Genomic DNA, 18,135 nt, shown 5'->3' on the forward strand with positions numbered 1-18,135 from the left:
TTCCGCGAGACGCGCAATGGGCAGACCAAAATATTGCTGAGTCAATGAATTTTATTTTTTACTCAGCAATATTTTGTTGAGAAAGGTTTTCGTGAGTTTCTACGGATATAACAGAAGCCGACATTAGGATACACTGGCTTTTGAATACACCGGAAGTTCATCAGCGACTTAGTTTGTCGCTTCTGGTGACTTCCTTGCTAGTATCCTATTGCTTTTGGCTGTATGAAACTTACTCCAATCTACGGTAAGTCTCCCTGAAGAAGGTTTTTAGCATCTAAAACGACTGCCACTGTTTTGAGGCTATAGCCTTAGAATATTTACAAGCTTTACTTACGAATTAGCACTCTCTAGATAAAAGTACCGTTTTTGCTGTGTAAGCTGAAATTCTACCTGTTTCATCCAGATTTGTGTAGCTTATTAACAAATCAACGGATTCATTAATATTAAGCCTGCTTTACTATTTAGTTTCTTAACCCGACTTATTAGACAGCTAGAGTGTTCATTTCACTTTGTTCAATAGCTTTTAGCCCTTATCGCTCCCATGCTGACCCATCACCGCAAGCCCGTGTGCTTATCACTTATTTCCACTGACCTACCCATCTGGTCTGTTGTCGAAACTGCCGCGACATTGTATCAAAAAGATACCGATCGATTCCATTTACTGATGACCGCACCACCCCTAATTAGCTGCGAAGTAGAGAGTGTCATAAGTCCAGAAGACACACTTCCTCAAACTAAGAGCAAAGCTTATGCCCCTAACAGTCCTAGAATTTTGTGGCTGGAGATTTCCCCTTACCGAGTCATCATGACTATGCAAGGTAACGCTCAAGTGAGTTACCGTCACTTTTGGGAACAGGGTGTTTATGGCATTAGTCGCTATTGGTTGCCAACTGAGTCATTGCAACCTAACGATCCCATTCGATTACGAAATTTTACTCGTAGCCTAACTCTCAACGGACATCCCTTGCCGGAAAATTTGCGACTGGAATATGAATTGTGGGCAGAAAAAGTCCAATTAGGATGCTACATACTGAATTTGGAAATTAAACATTGATAGATGTGGGCAGTAGGGAGTAGGGAAAAGTTTTTACAATGCCCAATGCCCAATGCCCAATGCCCAATGCCCAATCCCCAATCCTTCTTAACCAAAATAACTGGGTTGGTTTCCAGGTTTCCATTTAATATTGCAACCAACACTAGGCTTTTGCTCACTTGTAACAGGTTTACCCGCTAGCACTGCTTCAATGGCTGCGCGTAAATCTGCACCTGTTACAGGTTTACCGTTACTGGGGCGGCTATCATCTAATTGTCCCCGATAAACAAGTTGGCGTTGATCGTCAAATACAAAAAAATCTGGTGTACAAGCTGCTGTGTAAGCCTTTGCCGTTTCCTGGCTCTCGTCGTAACATAAGGTAAAATTTAACCCTTGTTCTGTGGAAAATGCTTGTAACGACTCTGGCGCATCATCTGGGTAATTTTTTGCATCGTTAGCACTAATAGCAACGATCGCTAAATCACTTGTAAAATAATCTCTTCCTAACTGCACTAATTCGTTTTGGACGTGTTTTACAAACGGGCAATGCCGACAAATAAACATTACCAATAGTGCTTTTTTATCTGCAAAGGTAGAAAGTGAAGTTGCCTTTCCAGATACTACTTCTGGTAGATTAAAATCTGGCGCTTTAGTGCCTAGTGGCAACATAGTTGAAGTAGCTAAAGCCATAGTTCACCCAATATTTTTACGCTGATAACTAACGGCTTTTGTTATCAGTATATTTTCACTCTAGCACTAAGTTTTCCATAAAAATAAGAGATGGCAAATTTACCATCTCTGACATTTTTTGTGATTTATTTTAAATAAATTAGTTTTTACAGACTTGCCAAAACACCAACAATACCGTGTCCTGTGAATACTTCTAATACTATGAGAGAGACAAAACCAATCATTGCTAACCGACCGTTGAGCATTTCTGCATAAGGAGTGAAACCAGTGCGATCGCCTTGCTCATCTATATATACTTTTGGCTCAATCGCAAAGTTGTTCAGTTTGCCTTGGTCGTCAATTATAGCAGTGTTTGTACGCATGGATTTTTCCCTGTCTTCGTCTTTATGTAAATAAGTGTAACAAAGTTATTAATATTTGTAAAGTATCTTAATCTAATCAAGTAGTAGTCCAAGCAAGCCAGAGAAAAGATATGATGATGAATCGAGTTCAAAGCTATGTCTAAGCAACAGACTCCGCTCCTTGTGCGTAAGCACTTTCAATCACAAATCCATTCCCCAACAGCTAATGCATCGATTTCGAGTAGAGGTTATTGCCAAAACACCAAACCCGCAGCAGGTGATTTATGCCGCAATGCACCAGGACTATACTGATGGGTTTGTGTTTGATGAGCGCGACTCCTGGCCCTCGGAGTCACAAAGCGGCGAAGTTATTGTTAAGCGGCTTTTAGCGGGTGAGAGGGGACACTATGGGCCTTTAGAGCATCCCCAGATTGTTTTCAACTGTGGCTACTTTCCCCACAGTGTGATGCAGCAGGCGCGGACTCATCGCGTTTCTGTATCATTTGATGTGCAATCTTTTAGATATACAGGCAACCAATTTATTGACGTAGTAGAAGGCAAGAGAGACATAGAAGATGTTTTTTATCTACGTCCCGTTGGTTATTACACTGATAGACAAGGCAAAAAGTATCACTATTCACCAGAGCAACGAGCAGCAGATTTGGAGTGGTGTTTAGAAGCAGCTAAACGATATAAAGCTGATTTTGAGAGTGGAATGTCTGAAGAACACGCCAGAGGTAAAGTGCCTTTTGACTATCGCCAGCATTTTGTAGTTAGTTTCAATTTAAGGTCTTTCTTGCATTTTTGTGACCTGAGAAACAAGAAAGATGCTCAACTTGAAATTCAAAAGTTATGTGAAATGATGTGGCCTCATTTTGAAGATTGGGCACCTGCGATCGCACAATGGTATGAAAAGCAGCGTCTAGGTAAAGCCAGGTTAGCACCTTAGATAATGGCTGAAAGTTGACATAATTTGCGGTAGGATAAGGCGAAGCGATTATCCTCGGATTTATTGGGTTTGATTTAGGGCGATCGCATCTATCTTTTTTTGATGAACAAAGCTGCCGATATTAGCACTAAAAAATTAATCAGCCTTGCACCAAATAATTGGGCAAAATGGGTGACAGGAATTCCCGACATTGTTACAGGCGAAATCTTAAATACAGAATTCCAATGGATTAGCCGACAAAGCGATGTTGTAATTCAGGCTGAAAGTCCCCAATACGGGAAATTTCTCATCCTCAATGAGTTACAATTACGCCACACATCAGAAATGCCGCGTCGGATGCGTGCTTATGCTGCTCTTGCGGAAGAGAAATATAAACTACAAACCTACCCTGTACTAATTAACATTCTCAAAATCAGCAACAGTGAAATACCTACAAGCTTTGCATCAAATTTTATCGGGTTAAGAGCAATTCAAGATTACCGCGTAATCAATCTCTGGGAAGTTGACGTAAATATAGCTTTTGAGACGCCGTTACCGTCGCTGCTTCCCTTTGTACCGATTCTTAAAGGCGGAGAAAACGAGTCTACAATTAGGGAAGCATTGCGAATGCTGCGTGCTGATGAGCAATTAAATCAACTTGAGACAGTTCTGGCATTTTTTGCAACCTTTGTATTAGAAAGTACTTTAGTTAAGGAAATCATGAGGTGGGATATGACAGTCTTAAGAGAGTCACCTTGGTATCAAGAAATTTTACGTGAGGGACAAGCACGAGGACAAGCAGAAGGAGAAGCACGAGGAGAAGCACGAGGAGAAGCACGAGGAGAAGTACGTGGAATAATCTCTAGCATTGAAACAAGTTTAGAGGCGAAATTTGGCAGCGATGGTTTGGAGTTGATGTCGCAAATTTCGCAAATTTCTGACTTAGAGCAATTGAAAGAGATTTTACGCAGGATTGTTGTAGCAAATACAATTCAAGAGTTACGGAATGTTTTGTAGGATAAAGCGATCGCTCCAACTTTTGCTTAAGAGCTAGAATTATGATGAAAGTTTAGACTATAAAATTTTCGAGTTATTACACTTAAAATTTTAATGAATGTCTGCAAGAGATATTTTCCATAATTTAGTTAGATTGGCTTTGCAAAAAGATGGCTGGACAATTACACACGATCCACTGTCTATTGATTTAGCAGATGGACAACTGCAAATTGATTTGGGTGCAGAACGGTTAATTGCTGCTCAAAAGCAAGACGAAAGAATTGCTGTAGAAATCAAGAGTTTTGTTGCTCCTTCTGCGATTTCTGAGTTTCATACAGCTTTAGGACAATGTTTAAATTATCGAGTAGCACTAAAACTAAAAGAACCAGAGCGAGTTCTCTATTTAGCTGTTCCGCTAGCAACTTATGAAGATTTTTTCTCACGGCAATTGCCACAACTGAGTATTCATGAATATCAATTGAAACTGCTAGTATTTGACCCGGAAAATGAGGTAATTGTACAATGGATAAACTAGCAAAGTATAGAGAAATCATCCAGCAAGTTTTGGCAAATCATGCTCAGGTTAAACCTGCCTATGGTGAAATCGAACGGCAAACTATTTTTGATGTACAACAAGATCATTATCAAGTTGTGAATACGGGTTGGGAAAATCGTCGTCGGGTTTATGGCTGTTTAATTCATCTAGATATTCGAGATTGTAAGATTTGGATTCAGTATGATGGTACTGAGGTTGGCGTGGCTAATGAATTAATAGAGTATGGTATTCCTAAGCAAGATATAGTACTGGCTTATCAGCCTCCTTATATGCGAAAGCTGACAGAATTTGCAGTGGGATAAAGCAAGCGATCGCAATCTGATTTATGGAACTGGATTCAGAGCGATTTAGATTTAGTGATACGATAGAAGATCGTTAATTTTTTAATTTTAGCCAATCATGACAGCAACGGGTAAGGCAACCCAATTCGAGTACAAAGCACTGTACAAGCCCAACCAGCTTATTTATGGTCTAGGTCAGACGGCAGTGATTACAGGATGGACAGTAAAGCAGGCGATCGCTAAACACTTGCAACCGCCAGAGTATGCTGTAATTGGGCAACTATACTCGCCCACAAGGGGGATAAACTTACTGATTCGCAATTTGCTATTTAATCCCCACGTCCGCTTTTTGGTTGTTCTCAATGCTACAAGGGAAGATAATAACGCGGGTGCATGTCAGTGCTTGCTGGACTTTTTCCGTAATGGCTTTGAAGAAGGTGTGTGTGATACTGGGTTGCGTTGCTGGGTAATTCGCTCCCCTATCCCTGGATATATTGATCTTGAAGTCGAAGCTAGTGATTTAGAACACCTGCGGCATTCTGTAGATTGCAAAGAAGCCAAATCAATCGTTGAGGCAGTTAGTCTAGTTAAATCTTATACCCAATTAGAAGCACTTTCTCCTTGGGGTTCGCGGTTGGAATTTCCCATGTCTCTCGTTGAACCAAGTGTTTTACCAGGCTCGCGTTACGGACATCGAATAGAAGGTCAGACTATAGCCGAAACTTGGGTAAAAATCATTCATCGGATTAAGACAACAGGAACAATTAGACCAACTGGCTATGATGGGCAATGGCAAGAATTAATTGATTTAATGGCAATTATTACTGATGAGCCTGTTGACTTTTATTTTCCCGATCCGAATTATTTGCCAATTGATCGCCCTTTTCTTAAAGAATACGTTTCGCAGATTTTAGATGATGCACCTTATAGGGAAGGATTGAAATATACTTATGGTCAACGTTTACGTTCCTGGTTTGAGCGCGATCAAATTGACCAGGTAATTCAGAAGTTAATTGGAGAAATTGATGCCGCTAGTGCAGTGATGAATTTATGGGATGTAAAAGACCATGAAAAAGGTGGTAGTCCTTGTCTAAATCACATTTGGTTGAGAGTGGTTGATAATGAATTATCATTAACTGCAACTCTTAGAAGTAATGATATGTTTGCTGCATGGCCTGCAAATGCAATGGGATTGAGGGCTTTGCAACAACATATTAGGGATGAAATTGCTCAACGTTCTGAGTATGATTTGAAAATGGGGCCACTCATAACTATTAGTCAGTCTGCTCATATATATGATGATACCTGGGACAATGCAGAGAGGCTAATTGCAAATCAATACGCTGCAATTTTTAATCAGCGTAGCTATTATGACCCCTCCGGCAATTTCCTAATTGAGGTTGATGGTAAAGAGATAGTCGTTACCCACACAACCCCTGGTAGTGGTGAGGTGATTAAATCTTATCGTGGGAAAAATCCTCTCAGCCTACTAAGAGAGATTTGTGCTACCTCTCCAGCAATTCAGCCTGAACATACTGGTTATTTAGGTATAGAACTACAAAAGGCTAGCAACTGTATTAAAAGTAACAAGACTTATATTCAGGATCAGTAAATTAAAAAACTGTAATTCATATATAAATAACTAGCAATCCTAGTGTGAATATCGGCGTGCTAAATGTATAAATTAATTTGCAACACGCCACAATATAATTTAAAATACGTGTGATCAAAGTAGTCTTTTCATCAAGATAGTCAAAGCGTCCTACTTAGCTACTGACACGATGTGCTTGACTTTATAACTATATCGTATGCCTTTGTGGAAAATTCTGGTGGTTTTTGGAATTAGGGGGTATTGAGATGTCAGTCTTGAGCGATCGGGATATTATCGATGAATTGGTGCGTGGGAAAATACTTTTTTATCCATTCAAAAAAGAGAATTTGCAAGGTTGTGTTCTTGGTCTAACTGCAAGTGATTTTGCTTACTCTATTGAAAAGCAAGTTCTTTTAACGATTGAAACAGATGCAAATTCAAATACCAGATTCTTTGAAATAACAGCAGGAGATACAGTTTTGGTATTTACTAATGAATGTGTGGCACTGAATAATTATTATTGTGGCACTATTCATTCTAAGGTAAAAATGGTATCAAGGGGACTAGGACATCTAGGGACTAAAGTAAATCCAGGTTGGTCAGGAATTTTGTCTATCCCGATTCAGAATGTTTCAAATCGAAGTAACAGAATTAATGTTGATGAAGTGATTGCCTATTTAGTATTTCATAAGTTGAGTTCGAGGAGTTTAGATATTGTTGCAGAACATAAATCAGGAAGATTGAATGATTTTCCTGGGAATGTTCCTCAACAACTTAATGAATGGATTCACGATAGTAAAAATCCGTGGAGAAATGGTGATAGAAAAGCACTTCAGCAAAGATTAAAGGCATCTTCTGAGTATCAAGAGGTTAAGAAAAATCTTGACCAGGAAAGGGCAAGCTACCAACTTAAAACCATAATAAAGAGATGGGCTGCTCCTATAGCCGTTTCCCTGCTCTTGTTACTTTATTTATATCGTAATAATAAACTTAGCAATGAGTTAATTATTGCTATTATACCCGTTGCTTATGCAGCTGTATCTGAATTTACCAGAAATGAGAGAAACAACTAACTATAAATATTTCAACTTAATAATTATATTTTTCAATTCTGGCAATGATTGAGCCTTAAAAAAATAGTTATTTCTTAGCGAACAAACAGTGATAAAAATGTACAAAGTATATGTGTCTGGTGCCTTAACTAATGTAGAAAATCCAGCAGAAACTAAAGTGCTTTATGAAAAAATTGGCTTACTTTGCGAAGAAATTGGCCTTCAAGCCTATGTTCCACACAAACAAACTGATCCCGTAAATAATCCCGATATTAGTCCTCGTGAAGTTTTCGACCAAGATAAGTATCAGGTAAGCAATTCGGACTTAGTTATTGCTTATCTTGGCTCACTATCCTTTGGTGTTGGAATGGAGTTAGCTTTTGCAGAGACAAACAAAATTCCTATCATTCTTCTATACGAAACAGGTAAAACAATATCAAGATTTCCACGCGGCATTCCCACTGTGATTGCTGAAATACAGTTTTACGATCATGAAGATGCTTTGAATCAGCTTAAAAACATTTTGGCGAAGTGGAACCCAGAGCATCGACAGTTTCCTTTGTCAGCAAGGCAGTAAAATAAAGTTTGAAATTGACAGATTATGCAAGATATTTCTCCAATCGACGAACCCCATCAAAGACCAACATGGGATGAATACTTTCTGATGTTGGCTAAACTTGCAGCAACTCGCTCAACATGTTTAGCCTTTCCAGTAGGTGCTGTGATTGTGAAAAACAAGCAGGTGGTGGCAACAGGTTACAATGGCTCACCATCGGGTTCGGCACATTGTACGACTCAGGGCTACTGTTATCCAGGATTGAGTAGCTGTGATGCTAGTAAAACTTTACCATCAAGGGCTGTACATGCGGAAGCAAATGCGATCGCACAAGCAGCAAAGCATGGGACTTCTACAGATAGTGCAAGTATTTACGTCACTCTAGAACCTTGTCTGTCTTGTTTGAAATTAATTATCTCCGCAGGAATTAAGGAAGTATTTTATGAAACTTCTTTCAATGGCGGCGAGAAAGCCTTAGTAAGAGATTCCTTTGTTAATGAAGGTCTAGTCACCCTCAAACAGATTCAGTTATCTCTAGTAACGGCACAACAAGCTGCTCAATTTCTCCTCAATCCGACATCTGTAGCTAGAACAGTAAGGTGTGTTCACGAACTTTAACACACCCTCTGATTGAAGATTATTAAATCCAAAATCTCAAATCCTGAGATTATTTAAGGTCGATAACTCCGGCGGATTTCTGTAATTTGATCTGCCACATCGAGAAGAGATTTTGGCATCTCTGGCCCTGTCAGAATGATATCGACGTGGGGAGGGCGCTTTGCCAGAAACGCTAAAACTTCAGTTTCAGGAATTAAACCAAAGTTAATCGCTAAACTTAACTCATCTAAGACAACGAGAGAATACTTACTCTCACACACTACCTGCTGTGTATACTGCCACAACTTTTGTAAAGCTTGATTTTCCGTATCGTCTAAATGTGGTGTATCAATACAACGAGGCAAATCACAGCGAATCCAATCTAAATTTTGTCCTAATTGGATGGGTCGATCCTGTCCTTGGCGAATACCTCCTTTGAGGAACTGCACTATTAATACTGCCGTTCCTTGTCCAGCTATTCTCAGTGATTGAGCCATCACGCTCGTAAAAAAGTTGCGATGAGAGCTAGTGAAAACTTGCACTAGTCCTTCAACTGGATATGGTAGGGTTAAGGTTGAATTGATACTTTGACTTTCTAGCTGGGCAACCATAAGGTTAAGTTAAAAAAATACAACAAGTTAAGGGTTATTGCTGGCGGTAATTCTGATAAATTTGCCTGTATAATCAATCTGTTTTTCACAGGTGTGGTGGATTTGGCAAATTGCATTCTTAGTCAAACACTACGTTTGTATTGAAGTCAAGGGTTATTTTGATTTAAATTTTTTTCGTCTTTTATCGGAAATGAGTTGTAAAAATGAAAACATAAGAGTTACAGTCCCAATTATTCAAAAAAGCTAGGCAGAACATCTGAAAATCGCTAAATGTTAGATTTGTCGGTTGTTTGGGCAAAACAGACTTAGCTAGTAGTGAATTTGACAGGATGAGGAGTAAATCGTTGTGAGATTGGTGATTCTGGGAGGTTCAGGATCGGGGAAAAGCACTCAAGCACAAAGGCTTTGCAGATACCTTGATATTCCTCTGATTTCCACAGGTGAGATTTTACGAGAAGCAATATCTGGCAATCAGCCCCTGCCGGAATTTCGATGGTTGGAAGCCGATCCCCGGACTTCTCTTTCGGTTTACGCTAGCCTGAGTGAACTAGGCTACCACGCTCGACCCTATATGCAAAAAGGGGATTTAGTTCCAGACGAAATGATCGTTGAATTGATCCGAATTCGCCTCAGACAACCAGATATCAACTGTGATTGGGTCTTAGAAGGCTATCCCCGTACTGCCTTCCAAGCTGAAGAATTAGATTTTTTATTAGATGATTTAGAGCAAAAGCTAGATTGGGCAATTTATCTCCAAGTCCCGGAAGCAGTCATGGTTAGCCGATCCTTGGGGCGATCGCTACCAGATGACCAACCAGAAATCGTGCAGCGCCGTGTAGAATTATTCTACGATCGCACCATTCCCATCCTAGAATATTACGACCGTCGTCGCTGCTTGTTGACCATCAACGGCGACCAGTCACCAGAGATGGTGCAGCAAAATATTTTGACTCTGCTTTCAGTTCCTTAGATAAAGAAGCAGGGGAAGCAGGGGAGGCAGGGGAAGAATAACTATTAGTGTATTGCCCAATACCCAATGCCCAATGCCCAATGCCCAATAACACTAAGGTAATCTTAAGGCAGTATTGTAAAACTTGAGGCAATTCTAATGGCTTGGCAGCGTCCTGATGGTCGGATTCCCTACGAACTACGTCCGATTAGCTTTCACCCCAGTTTCACCCGCTTTGCCCCCGGTTCTGTTCTTGCAAGATGCGGTGATACGCAAGTACTTTGTACTGTTAGCGTTAATAAGGGAGTTCCAAAGTTTCTTGAAGGAACTGGTAAAGGCTGGCTAACTGCTGAGTACCGAATGTTACCATCCGCTACCCAAAAACGTCAAGAAAGGGAATTATTGAAATTATCTGGACGGACGCAAGAAATTCAACGTCTCATTGGACGTAGCTTACGCGCAGCAGTGGATTTTGAGGCACTGGGAGAACGCACGCTGACTGTAGATGCTGATGTGTTGCAAGCAGATGCCGGAACTCGGACAACAGCCATTACAGGCTCGTTTGTGGCGTTGGCTCATGCGATTTCTAAATTATTGCAAGAGGGCGTGTTGGAGCGATCGCCTTTGTGTGGACAAGTAGCAGCAGTTTCCGTAGGATTACTGGAGAGAGAGCCATTTTTGGATCTAAATTACATCGAAGATGTGGCTGCAACAGTAGATTTTAATGTGGTGATGAATCAACACCTGGGAATCATTGAAGTCCAAGGAACAGCCGAAGAAGGCAGCTTTAGCCGCACTCAGTTAGATCAACTGCTAGATGTTGCCCAAAAAGGAATTCAGGAATTGTTAATTGCCCAACGTAAAGCGATCCCTGACTGGGAAGGGTTGTTTGCCATCGATTAGTTTTATTAATTTTTAATAAGAATTAATAAACGTATCCTTTGTAGCGTTAATCAACAAAGTATCAAGTAACTGGATGTAAATAAAAATAATCATCAGAGTGGTTAGTAGTTAGTACGACTCACTACTGACAACTTACGGTAAAACGTGATAAAGAGGGTCTACATTTTCCAGTCTACTTAATCCACGATGTTAAATGTTTCAAAAGTTAAAAAGGGGGATTGTAATAAGTTCGGTATTGTATTGCTGGAAGCCAGCAATATGATGATGAAGCTATGAACAAAACTGTTGAAGTTCTACCGGATCAGCCGGCGCTGGTTGCACGAGCGCTAGAATTAATTCTGTCCAAGTCAAAAACTGCCATTGAGCAGCGGGGACGGTTTACCATCGCCTTATCTGGCGGCAGTACACCTAAACCTTTATACGAAGCGATCGCTACTCAAAAACTGCCTTGGGATAAAATTCATATATTCTGGGGAGATGAGCGTTACGTACCACCAGATCACCCCGATAGCAATGAACTGATGACGCGTCGTGCGTGGCTAGATCGCGTTGATATCCCAGCGGCTAACATTCACCCCGTACCAACTTTAGAAGCCAATCCAGAACTGGCTGCTGCCAAGTATGAACAGCATCTCAAAGAATTTTTCAATTCTTCTGGTGTCGAGTTTCCCCCCTTGGATGTAGTATTACTAGGAATGGGTGATGATGCACATACTGCATCTTTGTTTCCCCAAACAGAGGCTCTTAAAGTACGCGATCGCCTCGTGACTGTGGGTAACAAAGACGGAAACCCCAGGATAAGTTTCACATACCCCTTCATCAACTCTGCTCGTAGCGTGATTTTTCTGGTTGCTGGTGCTAATAAACGACCAGCTTTAGCGCAAGTCTTTGCACCTGTAGCCGATGACTTTACTTACCCATCCCGCTTAATTCAGCCCCAAGGAGAACTTTGGTGGCTGCTGGATGCGGCAGCAGGTTTGGAACTTCAGCATTGAACAATGGGGCATTGGGAGTGCTGAGTTAGGAGTTAGGAGTTACTATTATTTCCCCTGCTCCCCTGCTCCCCTTCCCCGCATAAGAGTGTCCAATTCATTGTTCCATTAGCAGTAATTGCTAGAATCTAAAGCTAGGGCCGCCCTCTGCTTGCCAGTCCTAACTATATTTATGATGATCTTGAACAAAGGCTAAATATCGATGATCGTCTGCCCTAATTGCAATCATCCCAATCCTGATGGCGCTGTCCAGTGTGAAGCTTGTTATACACCATTACCTGCGACTACTAATTGTCCCAGTTGTGGGGCAACTGTGCAGGCAGATGCTGCATTCTGCGGTCAGTGTGGCTATAACCTTCACTCCACAGGAGTTCCACACGTTCATCCCGCAGTAGCTACAACAGTCACTCCCGATATTCCCGTGGAAGTGCCAGCGTTAGTTCCACCCGATCCATTGTTAGAACTTTTACAACCAGATGCTTTAGGAATGAGCGGTTCTACTAACTCCCATCCTCCCGAATCATCTTTACCACCAACAGAGATGGCAGTTCCCCCAGAACCTACGCCACAGATGCCTGTTGCAGAAAGCAGCCCTCCAGAGGCAGCATCAACATCAACTGTTGTCGCTCAACCCGTAGTTTCTGGACAAAGTAGTATTCCGACTCCACCACCTGTGGAACCAACACCAGCCTTTGAAGCCGAAGTATCCCCGCCAGCAGCACCAACTGCAACTGCTGCCAGAACTCAATTGCAGCAGGTTACAGCGCGGTTACTCCACATTCAAAGCGATCGCTTAATTGAATTGCCGCAAAATTTCTCTGTGATTCATATCGGCAAGCCCAATGACCGGATTCCTCCAGATATAGATGTTTCAGGATTTCCCAATTCCGAAATTGTCTCGCGGATTCATGCAGATATTCGCGTCGAGGGAGATGCCCATTATGTAGAGGATGTGGGAAGTTCTAATGGCACTTATATTAATAATTTGCCACTTTTACCAGGGAACCGTCATCGCTTGCGAACAGGCGATCGCATCAGCTTGGGTAAAGGAGACTTGATGACATTCCTCTTTCAACTTGCTTAACTGATTCTTGTTAAATTGTGACATCAGCCTAAGTATTTTCTGCCCATCCTCCGGCATCCATTTTGGAGGAGAAACAAATGAACTGCATCAGACAAGCGACGGATAACTATGTCGTTCTTGATAGCGCCATAGTTGACAGCCGTCGCTTTGATGTGAGTGCGAATTGTTGCATTGTCTAGCAACTCCATTACCTGAATAATTACACTAGGATGGATGGAAATACACTGCCAATTTTAGATTTTTAATTTTTCAGAAAATCTAAAATCCAAAATCCAAAATCCAAAATTGAGTGACCTATGAGGGAACCAAGTAAAAATTTTGAAACCTTGCTCGCTAAAGAAGCCCCACCAGTTGTTGAACGCATGGGGCTTACCTGGCTAGTTGCAGCAGCGATCGCAACTGCTCTATTGTGGCAAGTACCAGGAGGGGATTATATCTTATACCCATTTACAATTCTGGCAACTTGGTTTCATGAAATGGGTCACGGCTTAATGGCACTGCTATTAGGGGGACAGTTTCAGAAGTTGCAGATTTTTAGCAATGGTTCTGGTGTCGCAACTTATGGCATCCGATCGTCATTGGGGCCAATTGGCCCGGCAATAATCGCCGCAGCCGGGCCAATGGGGCCACCTCTTGCTGGTGCAGCTTTGATTCTGGCTTCCCGCAGTTTTACAGCAGCAACCCTCTGTTTAAAAATTTTAGGAAGTTTTTTGCTATTTTCGACATTAATTTGGGTGCGTTCCTGGTTCGGATTGGTGGCAATTCCCTTACTAGGTTTAATAATCTTAGGTATTTCCCTGAAAGCACCTCGCTGGGCGCAAGGGTTTGTCATTCAATTTTTGGGTGTACAAGCTTGTGTAAGTACGTACCATCAACTTGATTATCTATTTAGTAGTTCTGCTGGCCCCCTTGGTGCATCTGATACAGCGCAAATGCAGCGATATTTGCTTTTACCTTACTGGTTTTGGGGCGGGTTAATGGCGATCGCATCTCTGGTGATTTTAATCCAAAGTCTCCGCGTTGCCTATCGTTCTGAGTAATGAGTAAGAAACACAATCAAAAGGCGATTGAATCTTTAGCTCAAAGAATTACCGAACCTCAAGAAAAGATTAGACTGGAATCAGAGAAGAGTTTTCCTGACGAAGGTTTAATTAAGCATTGAGAAAAAGAGATTCGTGCTTTTGACAAGGCAATCCAACAAGCGCGTAGATTGGGACAATAACTAAAATATGCAGATTAGCGATCGCCCTCTTGCAGTCACCAATTCAACCCTCAGTACCTTGATTGCTGAATTATGTACAGAATGCCTGAAAGTACAAGCCTTAATTAACCAGCTACAGTTAACTAGTTTAACTGCTAACCAACAAGCTGAAATTCTAGCAGAACTCCTAGCTGCTGCGGTTCATCTGTATAATCATTGTGACGAAGATTTTCAGACGCTAATTACTGAAGAAATCGAAAACTTGCCTGATGATGAGGATTAAAGAAGAATTCCGAAATCAGGAGTCAGAATTAAGAGTTTTTATCAGTATAATAACCTGGATATTGTTAAAAAATTCGCCGCTAATAACTCTTGCCTTCGCGGTTCGCTCCTCTAAACATGTCCACCCAACCCATAATTCAAAGCATATACACCGATGGTGCTTGCACCGGTAATCCTGGCCCTGGCGGTTGGGGTGTTGTCGTCTACTTCAGCGACGGCTCAATCCACGAAATGGGCGATGCATCCCCTCATACCACTAATAATAAAATGGAGATGCAAGCTGCGATCGCCGCTCTTCAATTTCTGCAAACATCTCAACAAGCACAACCAATCACCCTTCATACCGATAGTGAATACCTGATTAACTGCGTTACCAAATGGGTGAAAGGCTGGAAAAATAAAGGCTGGAAAAAGTCAGATGGTAAACCCGTCCAAAACCAAGACCTTTTACAAATCTTAGATGAACTCAATACCCAACAAGTAAAATGGCAACACGTCCGTGGACATTCTGGTAATATAGGTAACGAACGTTGTGATGTGATCGCTCGCACTTATGCAAGTGGCAAAACCCCTTCTCTACAACAATTATCTTCCACAGATTTTTATAAATCTTTACCTTCCACAAATGAAATAAATGTAGCAAAAGTAGCTGATTATGAAAAAAACTCTAGAATAACTAACCAAAGTCCGCAAAAAATCAGTACTTCTGCACTAGAAATAACCGTTATGGAACCATCAACCGGGCCAACTGCGGCCGTAACCGATGAAAAACCGCCAGAAATGAGGGTTTCGCAACTCCGCAGCTTGGTCGAAACTCTGCGTATAGCTGACGAAATTTCTGAAAAAGGCTATTTAATCACCAGTTCTGAGTTAGCAGACTTGATGGATGTCCACGCCAGCGCTGTCACCAGTCGTGGAGATCAATGGCGTTGGCGAAACTGGATAGTGTCACGGGTACGTCGTGAAGGAAATCAAATTCTTTGGGAATTGGAACGCGGGGATCAGGTAGGAGGGGAAGAGGAGTAGGCGAGTGAGCAGGAGAGGCAGGGGAGGCAGGGGAGGCAGGGGGAGCAGGGGAAGAATAACTATTAGTTATTGACCAATGACCAATGCCCAATGCCTAATACCCAATGCCTCCACTATATATACTTGCGTCCTCTCCACTCACGCGGGGTGTGGAATGCAGATAAAAAGATTCGCAGTACAGCTAAAGGATCGGCCAAAGGGGAAAGCCAGAATAACCAACTGCCTTTAGCGTTTGTGCGATCGTAAGAAGGTGCGATCGCTATTAGCATCGCAAAGCGAATCACCAACAGGAATAAATTCAGTCCCAGCAGCAAAAGTGGGGGAGTGGGCGAATATGAGAGTGGGGGAGAAATCAACAAAAAAGTCAGGACAATTAAAAGAGGTAGACCTTGAACAGATGTGAGTAGCCATAAATCTCCCCACAACTGAGAACGAGAAGTTGCATCTTTGAGATCGAGACTCCGCCCCCATTCTTTCCACGTCTCCATCGCCCCTTCATACATGCGTACCTTTAACACTTTTGCGCCATCTAAAAAGCCCACCTTATACCCTTGAACAGCAATATTTCGTGCCAACGTGACATCATCACAAAAAGAACTTCTGGCACTGCTATAACCACCTACAGCAGCTAAAACGGAGCGACGACACAAAAAACACTGCCCATTAGCCATTACCCGTTCTGGTTGCTCTGTATTGATCCCTGCTGGGTAAAATCGGTAAAGCAAAGTCATCAACAAAGCGGGTTGTAGCCAACACTCCCCAGGATATTTGAGGATGAATTGGGGTGAAAGAGAAACCAAATCATAGCCTTGTGCTTCGGCTGTCTTCACCAAACCAGCAACTAAACCAGGATGCGGTTGGATATCAGCATCCAGCCCCAGGAACCATTGACTAGCCTCGGAGCTATATAGAAATCCGTTATGTAACGCCCAAGGACGCCCCACCCAACCAGAGGGTAAGGGATCATCTGTCATCAGGCAAAAGCGGGGATCTTTCTGCTGTGAGGCTTTTACTAAGTCGGGGGTGCCGTCACTCGATTTACTGTCTACAACCATAATTTCCCGAACTTCATAGCTTTGCTGACTTAAACCAGCCAACAGTGGGCTAATGCGAAGCGCTTCGTTCAGTGTGGGAACAACGATGCTAACCCTACCCAAAAGCTCAGGCGTCGGCTGTTGGGGTTCTATTGGAGGATGGCGTCTTGGTCCTTTTAACAGGCGCGAAAACAGAATCGCCGTTGCTGGTACTTGGATAAGTAACAATAAAAGAGAGATAGCGCTTTCTACTATCAAAGCGTTGTCTAATGTTGTCAAAATACTTAACAATTAAAATTGCGACTATACAAAATAAATGGGCATAGGGCATTGGACATGGAGAAGAGACAAGGTAGACGAGGAAGAAGGGTGAGACAAGGGAGAGACTTGTTCAATAATTCCCCCTTGTCTCCTTGTCTCCTCTCCTCCCCTGCCCCTCTGCTCCCAAATAGACTTATTTCAAGGCAACTTCAACCTTTGCTACTGATACTTCTTTGGTTACTGGTTCAACAGTAACTTGAGCCGGTGTGGTTGAACTCCTTGACCACAGCGCTACAGCCGGAATTACACCTAGCAATAAGCCGAGTAACACAGGGATAGAAAATCCAGCTGCCAAGCTTAGTCCGGCGGCGAATGCAAAGTTAGTTAAATAAACGACTAATGGCAGATTGAGTTGCGATCGCTCTAATTTAATCGAGATATTTCTCCACAATAATCCTGCCACACTCATAAACAGGGCGCTAGTACCAAACCAACCTACATAGTTCTGGTAAGGTGTTCCAAAGAAAGCTCCTGGTTGTTCCCAATACCAGAAGGGCAGAGAAGTTTGACTCATAGCCGGTTCTAGGGCAAAGTCCCAGCAAGTGAAGAGCAAAGCACCAACGGCTATTGCAGCAATATGGCGACCCCAACTGGGTTTTTGAGCCACTTTCAAACCAGTTCTCGCAATTAAGTAAGATGACAGCCCAACATAAAACCAAGATAAAGGAATTGTGAAAGGAACTAGCCCTCCAATCTTATAACCCAAGCCACTCAAGTAGCTATAATCACCAAATGGAAACCCTGTACTAGTTCCCAGTAGTTCACTTCCCAAAGAGATAAACATAGCCGGTAGCATAAATGCTAGCCAAGTTCCTAACCCCAACGTCCGGTAGGCATAAATAGAGACAGCTACTGTCCCTAAGATGATATCAACTACACCGCCGCCAGCCATACTTAACTGTACGGCAGTTTCTCCTACCTGCGATAAGTTGAAAATTATTTCAGCATTAGGTACTACCAGTAGCATCCCTACCAGTCCAAAGGCTTTTGACGCGATATGACCAATGAGGCATACGCGTTCAGCAATAATAAGTTGTTTCATGATAATTCCTTAACAAGATGTGACACGCGGCTACTCGGCTGCTAACAGTTTACAAATCTTTAACTACTT

General features: G+C 42.1%; 22 protein-coding genes. 17 read left to right on the forward strand and 5 right to left on the reverse strand.

Going from position 1 to position 18,135, the window contains the following annotated elements; genetic code table 11:
* The first annotated feature begins 541 nt into the window (after positions 1-541).
* Positions 542-1,054, forward strand: a complete 513-nt coding sequence (locus tag HWQ43_RS11465) for a hypothetical protein (RefSeq protein WP_099101900.1) — start codon at positions 542-544, stop codon at positions 1,052-1,054.
* Between the two features lie 87 nt (positions 1,055-1,141).
* Here HWQ43_RS11465 and HWQ43_RS11470 read toward each other — a convergent pair whose 3' ends face one another.
* Both HWQ43_RS11470 and HWQ43_RS11475 read right to left on the reverse strand, forming a co-directional pair.
* The gene (locus HWQ43_RS11470) at positions 1,142-1,723 is read right to left on the reverse strand and encodes a thioredoxin family protein (RefSeq protein WP_292733126.1); all 582 of its coding nucleotides are present in this window, start codon (positions 1,721-1,723) and stop codon (positions 1,142-1,144) included.
* A gap of 146 nt (positions 1,724-1,869) precedes the next feature.
* Entirely contained in the window at positions 1,870-2,085 is a 216-nt protein-coding gene (locus tag HWQ43_RS11475) for a chlorophyll a/b-binding protein (RefSeq protein ID WP_292733127.1), read from the reverse strand.
* 205 nt (positions 2,086-2,290) lie between these two features.
* On the opposite strand from HWQ43_RS11475, the gene thyX reads away from it, so the two are divergent.
* The 8 genes from thyX (at position 2,291) to HWQ43_RS11515 (ending at position 8,642) form a co-directional block, all read left to right on the forward strand.
* Positions 2,291-3,013 carry an FAD-dependent thymidylate synthase gene (gene thyX, locus HWQ43_RS11480; protein ID WP_292733129.1) on the forward strand — a complete coding sequence of 241 codons (723 nt, stop codon included), beginning with the start codon at positions 2,291-2,293 and terminating at the stop codon, positions 3,011-3,013.
* A gap of 102 nt (positions 3,014-3,115) precedes the next feature.
* Positions 3,116-4,009, forward strand: coding sequence for an Rpn family recombination-promoting nuclease/putative transposase (locus HWQ43_RS11485; RefSeq protein ID WP_292733132.1), 894 nt, complete (start codon positions 3,116-3,118; stop codon positions 4,007-4,009).
* A 97-nt stretch (positions 4,010-4,106) separates the two neighbouring features.
* The gene (locus tag HWQ43_RS11490) at positions 4,107-4,523 is read left to right on the forward strand and encodes a XisH family protein (RefSeq protein ID WP_292733134.1); all 417 of its coding nucleotides are present in this window, start codon (positions 4,107-4,109) and stop codon (positions 4,521-4,523) included.
* Positions 4,511-4,846 carry a XisI protein gene (locus tag HWQ43_RS11495; RefSeq protein WP_292733136.1) on the forward strand — a complete coding sequence of 112 codons (336 nt, stop codon included), beginning with the start codon at positions 4,511-4,513 and terminating at the stop codon, positions 4,844-4,846. Before HWQ43_RS11490 ends, HWQ43_RS11495 begins: the two co-directional genes overlap by 13 nt.
* Positions 4,847-4,943: 97 nt before the next feature.
* A complete protein-coding gene (locus tag HWQ43_RS11500) occupies positions 4,944-6,437 on the forward strand; it encodes a thymidylate synthase (RefSeq protein WP_292733139.1) in 1,494 nt (497 codons plus the stop codon).
* Between the two features lie 245 nt (positions 6,438-6,682).
* Complete coding sequence (locus tag HWQ43_RS11505; protein WP_292733141.1) at positions 6,683-7,489, forward strand: hypothetical protein; 807 nt, start codon at positions 6,683-6,685, stop codon at positions 7,487-7,489.
* Positions 7,490-7,586: 97 nt separating this feature from the next.
* Positions 7,587-8,045, forward strand: a complete 459-nt coding sequence (locus tag HWQ43_RS11510; RefSeq protein WP_292733143.1) for an XRE family transcriptional regulator — start codon at positions 7,587-7,589, stop codon at positions 8,043-8,045.
* A gap of 24 nt (positions 8,046-8,069) precedes the next feature.
* The gene (locus HWQ43_RS11515) at positions 8,070-8,642 is read left to right on the forward strand and encodes a dCMP deaminase family protein (protein ID WP_292733145.1); all 573 of its coding nucleotides are present in this window, start codon (positions 8,070-8,072) and stop codon (positions 8,640-8,642) included.
* Positions 8,643-8,695: 53 nt separating this feature from the next.
* On the opposite strand, the gene HWQ43_RS11520 is transcribed toward HWQ43_RS11515, so the two are convergent.
* The gene (locus tag HWQ43_RS11520; RefSeq protein WP_292733146.1) at positions 8,696-9,232 is read right to left on the reverse strand and encodes a P-loop NTPase family protein; all 537 of its coding nucleotides are present in this window, start codon (positions 9,230-9,232) and stop codon (positions 8,696-8,698) included.
* 346 nt (positions 9,233-9,578) lie between these two features.
* On the opposite strand from HWQ43_RS11520, the gene HWQ43_RS11525 reads away from it, so the two are divergent.
* The 8 genes from HWQ43_RS11525 (at position 9,579) to rnhA (ending at position 15,669) form a co-directional block, all read left to right on the forward strand.
* Positions 9,579-10,202 (forward strand): nucleoside monophosphate kinase, encoded by a 624-nt coding sequence (locus tag HWQ43_RS11525; RefSeq protein ID WP_292733147.1) that lies wholly within the window; start codon positions 9,579-9,581, stop codon positions 10,200-10,202.
* Between the two features lie 138 nt (positions 10,203-10,340).
* The gene (gene rph, locus HWQ43_RS11530) at positions 10,341-11,084 is read left to right on the forward strand and encodes a ribonuclease PH (RefSeq protein WP_292733149.1); all 744 of its coding nucleotides are present in this window, start codon (positions 10,341-10,343) and stop codon (positions 11,082-11,084) included.
* Between the two features lie 272 nt (positions 11,085-11,356).
* Positions 11,357-12,079, forward strand: coding sequence for a 6-phosphogluconolactonase (gene pgl / locus HWQ43_RS11535; protein ID WP_292733151.1), 723 nt, complete (start codon positions 11,357-11,359; stop codon positions 12,077-12,079).
* A gap of 199 nt (positions 12,080-12,278) precedes the next feature.
* The gene (locus tag HWQ43_RS11540; protein ID WP_292733153.1) at positions 12,279-13,160 is read left to right on the forward strand and encodes an FHA domain-containing protein; all 882 of its coding nucleotides are present in this window, start codon (positions 12,279-12,281) and stop codon (positions 13,158-13,160) included.
* A 296-nt stretch (positions 13,161-13,456) separates the two neighbouring features.
* Positions 13,457-14,200 (forward strand): M50 family metallopeptidase, encoded by a 744-nt coding sequence (locus tag HWQ43_RS11545; protein WP_099101890.1) that lies wholly within the window; start codon positions 13,457-13,459, stop codon positions 14,198-14,200.
* Entirely contained in the window at positions 14,200-14,322 is a 123-nt protein-coding gene (locus HWQ43_RS11550; protein WP_292733158.1) for a hypothetical protein, read from the forward strand. The genes HWQ43_RS11545 and HWQ43_RS11550 overlap by 1 nt, the downstream gene beginning before the upstream one ends.
* Before the next feature lie 67 nt (positions 14,323-14,389).
* Positions 14,390-14,644, forward strand: coding sequence for a hypothetical protein (locus HWQ43_RS11555; protein ID WP_292733161.1), 255 nt, complete (start codon positions 14,390-14,392; stop codon positions 14,642-14,644).
* 116 nt (positions 14,645-14,760) lie between these two features.
* Complete coding sequence (gene rnhA / locus HWQ43_RS11560) at positions 14,761-15,669, forward strand: ribonuclease HI (protein WP_292733164.1); 909 nt, start codon at positions 14,761-14,763, stop codon at positions 15,667-15,669.
* Between the two features lie 113 nt (positions 15,670-15,782).
* Here rnhA and cruG read toward each other — a convergent pair whose 3' ends face one another.
* Positions 15,783-16,982: a 2'-O-glycosyltransferase CruG gene (gene cruG, locus HWQ43_RS11565; RefSeq protein WP_292733167.1), complete on the reverse strand. Its 1,200-nt coding sequence runs from the start codon at positions 16,980-16,982 to the stop codon at positions 15,783-15,785.
* Between the two features lie 175 nt (positions 16,983-17,157).
* Positions 17,158-18,066, reverse strand: a complete 909-nt coding sequence (cruF, locus tag HWQ43_RS11570) for a gamma-carotene 1'-hydroxylase CruF (RefSeq protein WP_292733170.1) — start codon at positions 18,064-18,066, stop codon at positions 17,158-17,160.
* Positions 18,067-18,135: the final 69 nt, after the last annotated feature.

It is taken from the genome of Nostoc sp. JL31 (assembly GCF_017114965.1).
GTDB lineage: Bacteria > Cyanobacteriota > Cyanobacteriia > Cyanobacteriales > Nostocaceae > Nostoc > Nostoc punctiforme_A.

What these genes read in the sequence shown, in the direction of transcription:
- HWQ43_RS11465 (WP_099101900.1), top strand. Translation starts at nt 542, where the DNA reads ATGCTGACCCATCACCGCAAGCCCGTGTGCTTATCACTTATTTCCACT.
- HWQ43_RS11470 (WP_292733126.1), bottom strand. Translation starts at nt 1,723, where the DNA reads ATGGCTTTAGCTACTTCAACTATGTTGCCACTAGGCACTAAAGCGCCA.
- HWQ43_RS11475 (WP_292733127.1), bottom strand. Translation starts at nt 2,085, where the DNA reads ATGCGTACAAACACTGCTATAATTGACGACCAAGGCAAACTGAACAAC.
- thyX (WP_292733129.1), top strand. Translation starts at nt 2,291, where the DNA reads ATGCATCGATTTCGAGTAGAGGTTATTGCCAAAACACCAAACCCGCAG.
- HWQ43_RS11485 (WP_292733132.1), top strand. Translation starts at nt 3,116, where the DNA reads ATGAACAAAGCTGCCGATATTAGCACTAAAAAATTAATCAGCCTTGCA.
- HWQ43_RS11490 (WP_292733134.1), top strand. Translation starts at nt 4,107, where the DNA reads ATGTCTGCAAGAGATATTTTCCATAATTTAGTTAGATTGGCTTTGCAA.
- HWQ43_RS11495 (WP_292733136.1), top strand. Translation starts at nt 4,511, where the DNA reads ATGGATAAACTAGCAAAGTATAGAGAAATCATCCAGCAAGTTTTGGCA.
- HWQ43_RS11500 (WP_292733139.1), top strand. Translation starts at nt 4,944, where the DNA reads ATGACAGCAACGGGTAAGGCAACCCAATTCGAGTACAAAGCACTGTAC.
- HWQ43_RS11505 (WP_292733141.1), top strand. Translation starts at nt 6,683, where the DNA reads ATGTCAGTCTTGAGCGATCGGGATATTATCGATGAATTGGTGCGTGGG.
- HWQ43_RS11510 (WP_292733143.1), top strand. Translation starts at nt 7,587, where the DNA reads ATGTACAAAGTATATGTGTCTGGTGCCTTAACTAATGTAGAAAATCCA.
- HWQ43_RS11515 (WP_292733145.1), top strand. Translation starts at nt 8,070, where the DNA reads ATGCAAGATATTTCTCCAATCGACGAACCCCATCAAAGACCAACATGG.
- HWQ43_RS11520 (WP_292733146.1), bottom strand. Translation starts at nt 9,232, where the DNA reads ATGGTTGCCCAGCTAGAAAGTCAAAGTATCAATTCAACCTTAACCCTA.
- rph (WP_292733149.1), top strand. Translation starts at nt 10,341, where the DNA reads ATGGCTTGGCAGCGTCCTGATGGTCGGATTCCCTACGAACTACGTCCG.
- pgl (WP_292733151.1), top strand. Translation starts at nt 11,357, where the DNA reads ATGAACAAAACTGTTGAAGTTCTACCGGATCAGCCGGCGCTGGTTGCA.
- HWQ43_RS11540 (WP_292733153.1), top strand. Translation starts at nt 12,279, where the DNA reads ATGATCGTCTGCCCTAATTGCAATCATCCCAATCCTGATGGCGCTGTC.
- HWQ43_RS11545 (WP_099101890.1), top strand. Translation starts at nt 13,457, where the DNA reads ATGAGGGAACCAAGTAAAAATTTTGAAACCTTGCTCGCTAAAGAAGCC.
- HWQ43_RS11550 (WP_292733158.1), top strand. Translation starts at nt 14,200, where the DNA reads ATGAGTAAGAAACACAATCAAAAGGCGATTGAATCTTTAGCTCAAAGA.
- HWQ43_RS11555 (WP_292733161.1), top strand. Translation starts at nt 14,390, where the DNA reads ATGCAGATTAGCGATCGCCCTCTTGCAGTCACCAATTCAACCCTCAGT.
- rnhA (WP_292733164.1), top strand. Translation starts at nt 14,761, where the DNA reads ATGTCCACCCAACCCATAATTCAAAGCATATACACCGATGGTGCTTGC.
- cruF (WP_292733170.1), bottom strand. Translation starts at nt 18,066, where the DNA reads ATGAAACAACTTATTATTGCTGAACGCGTATGCCTCATTGGTCATATC.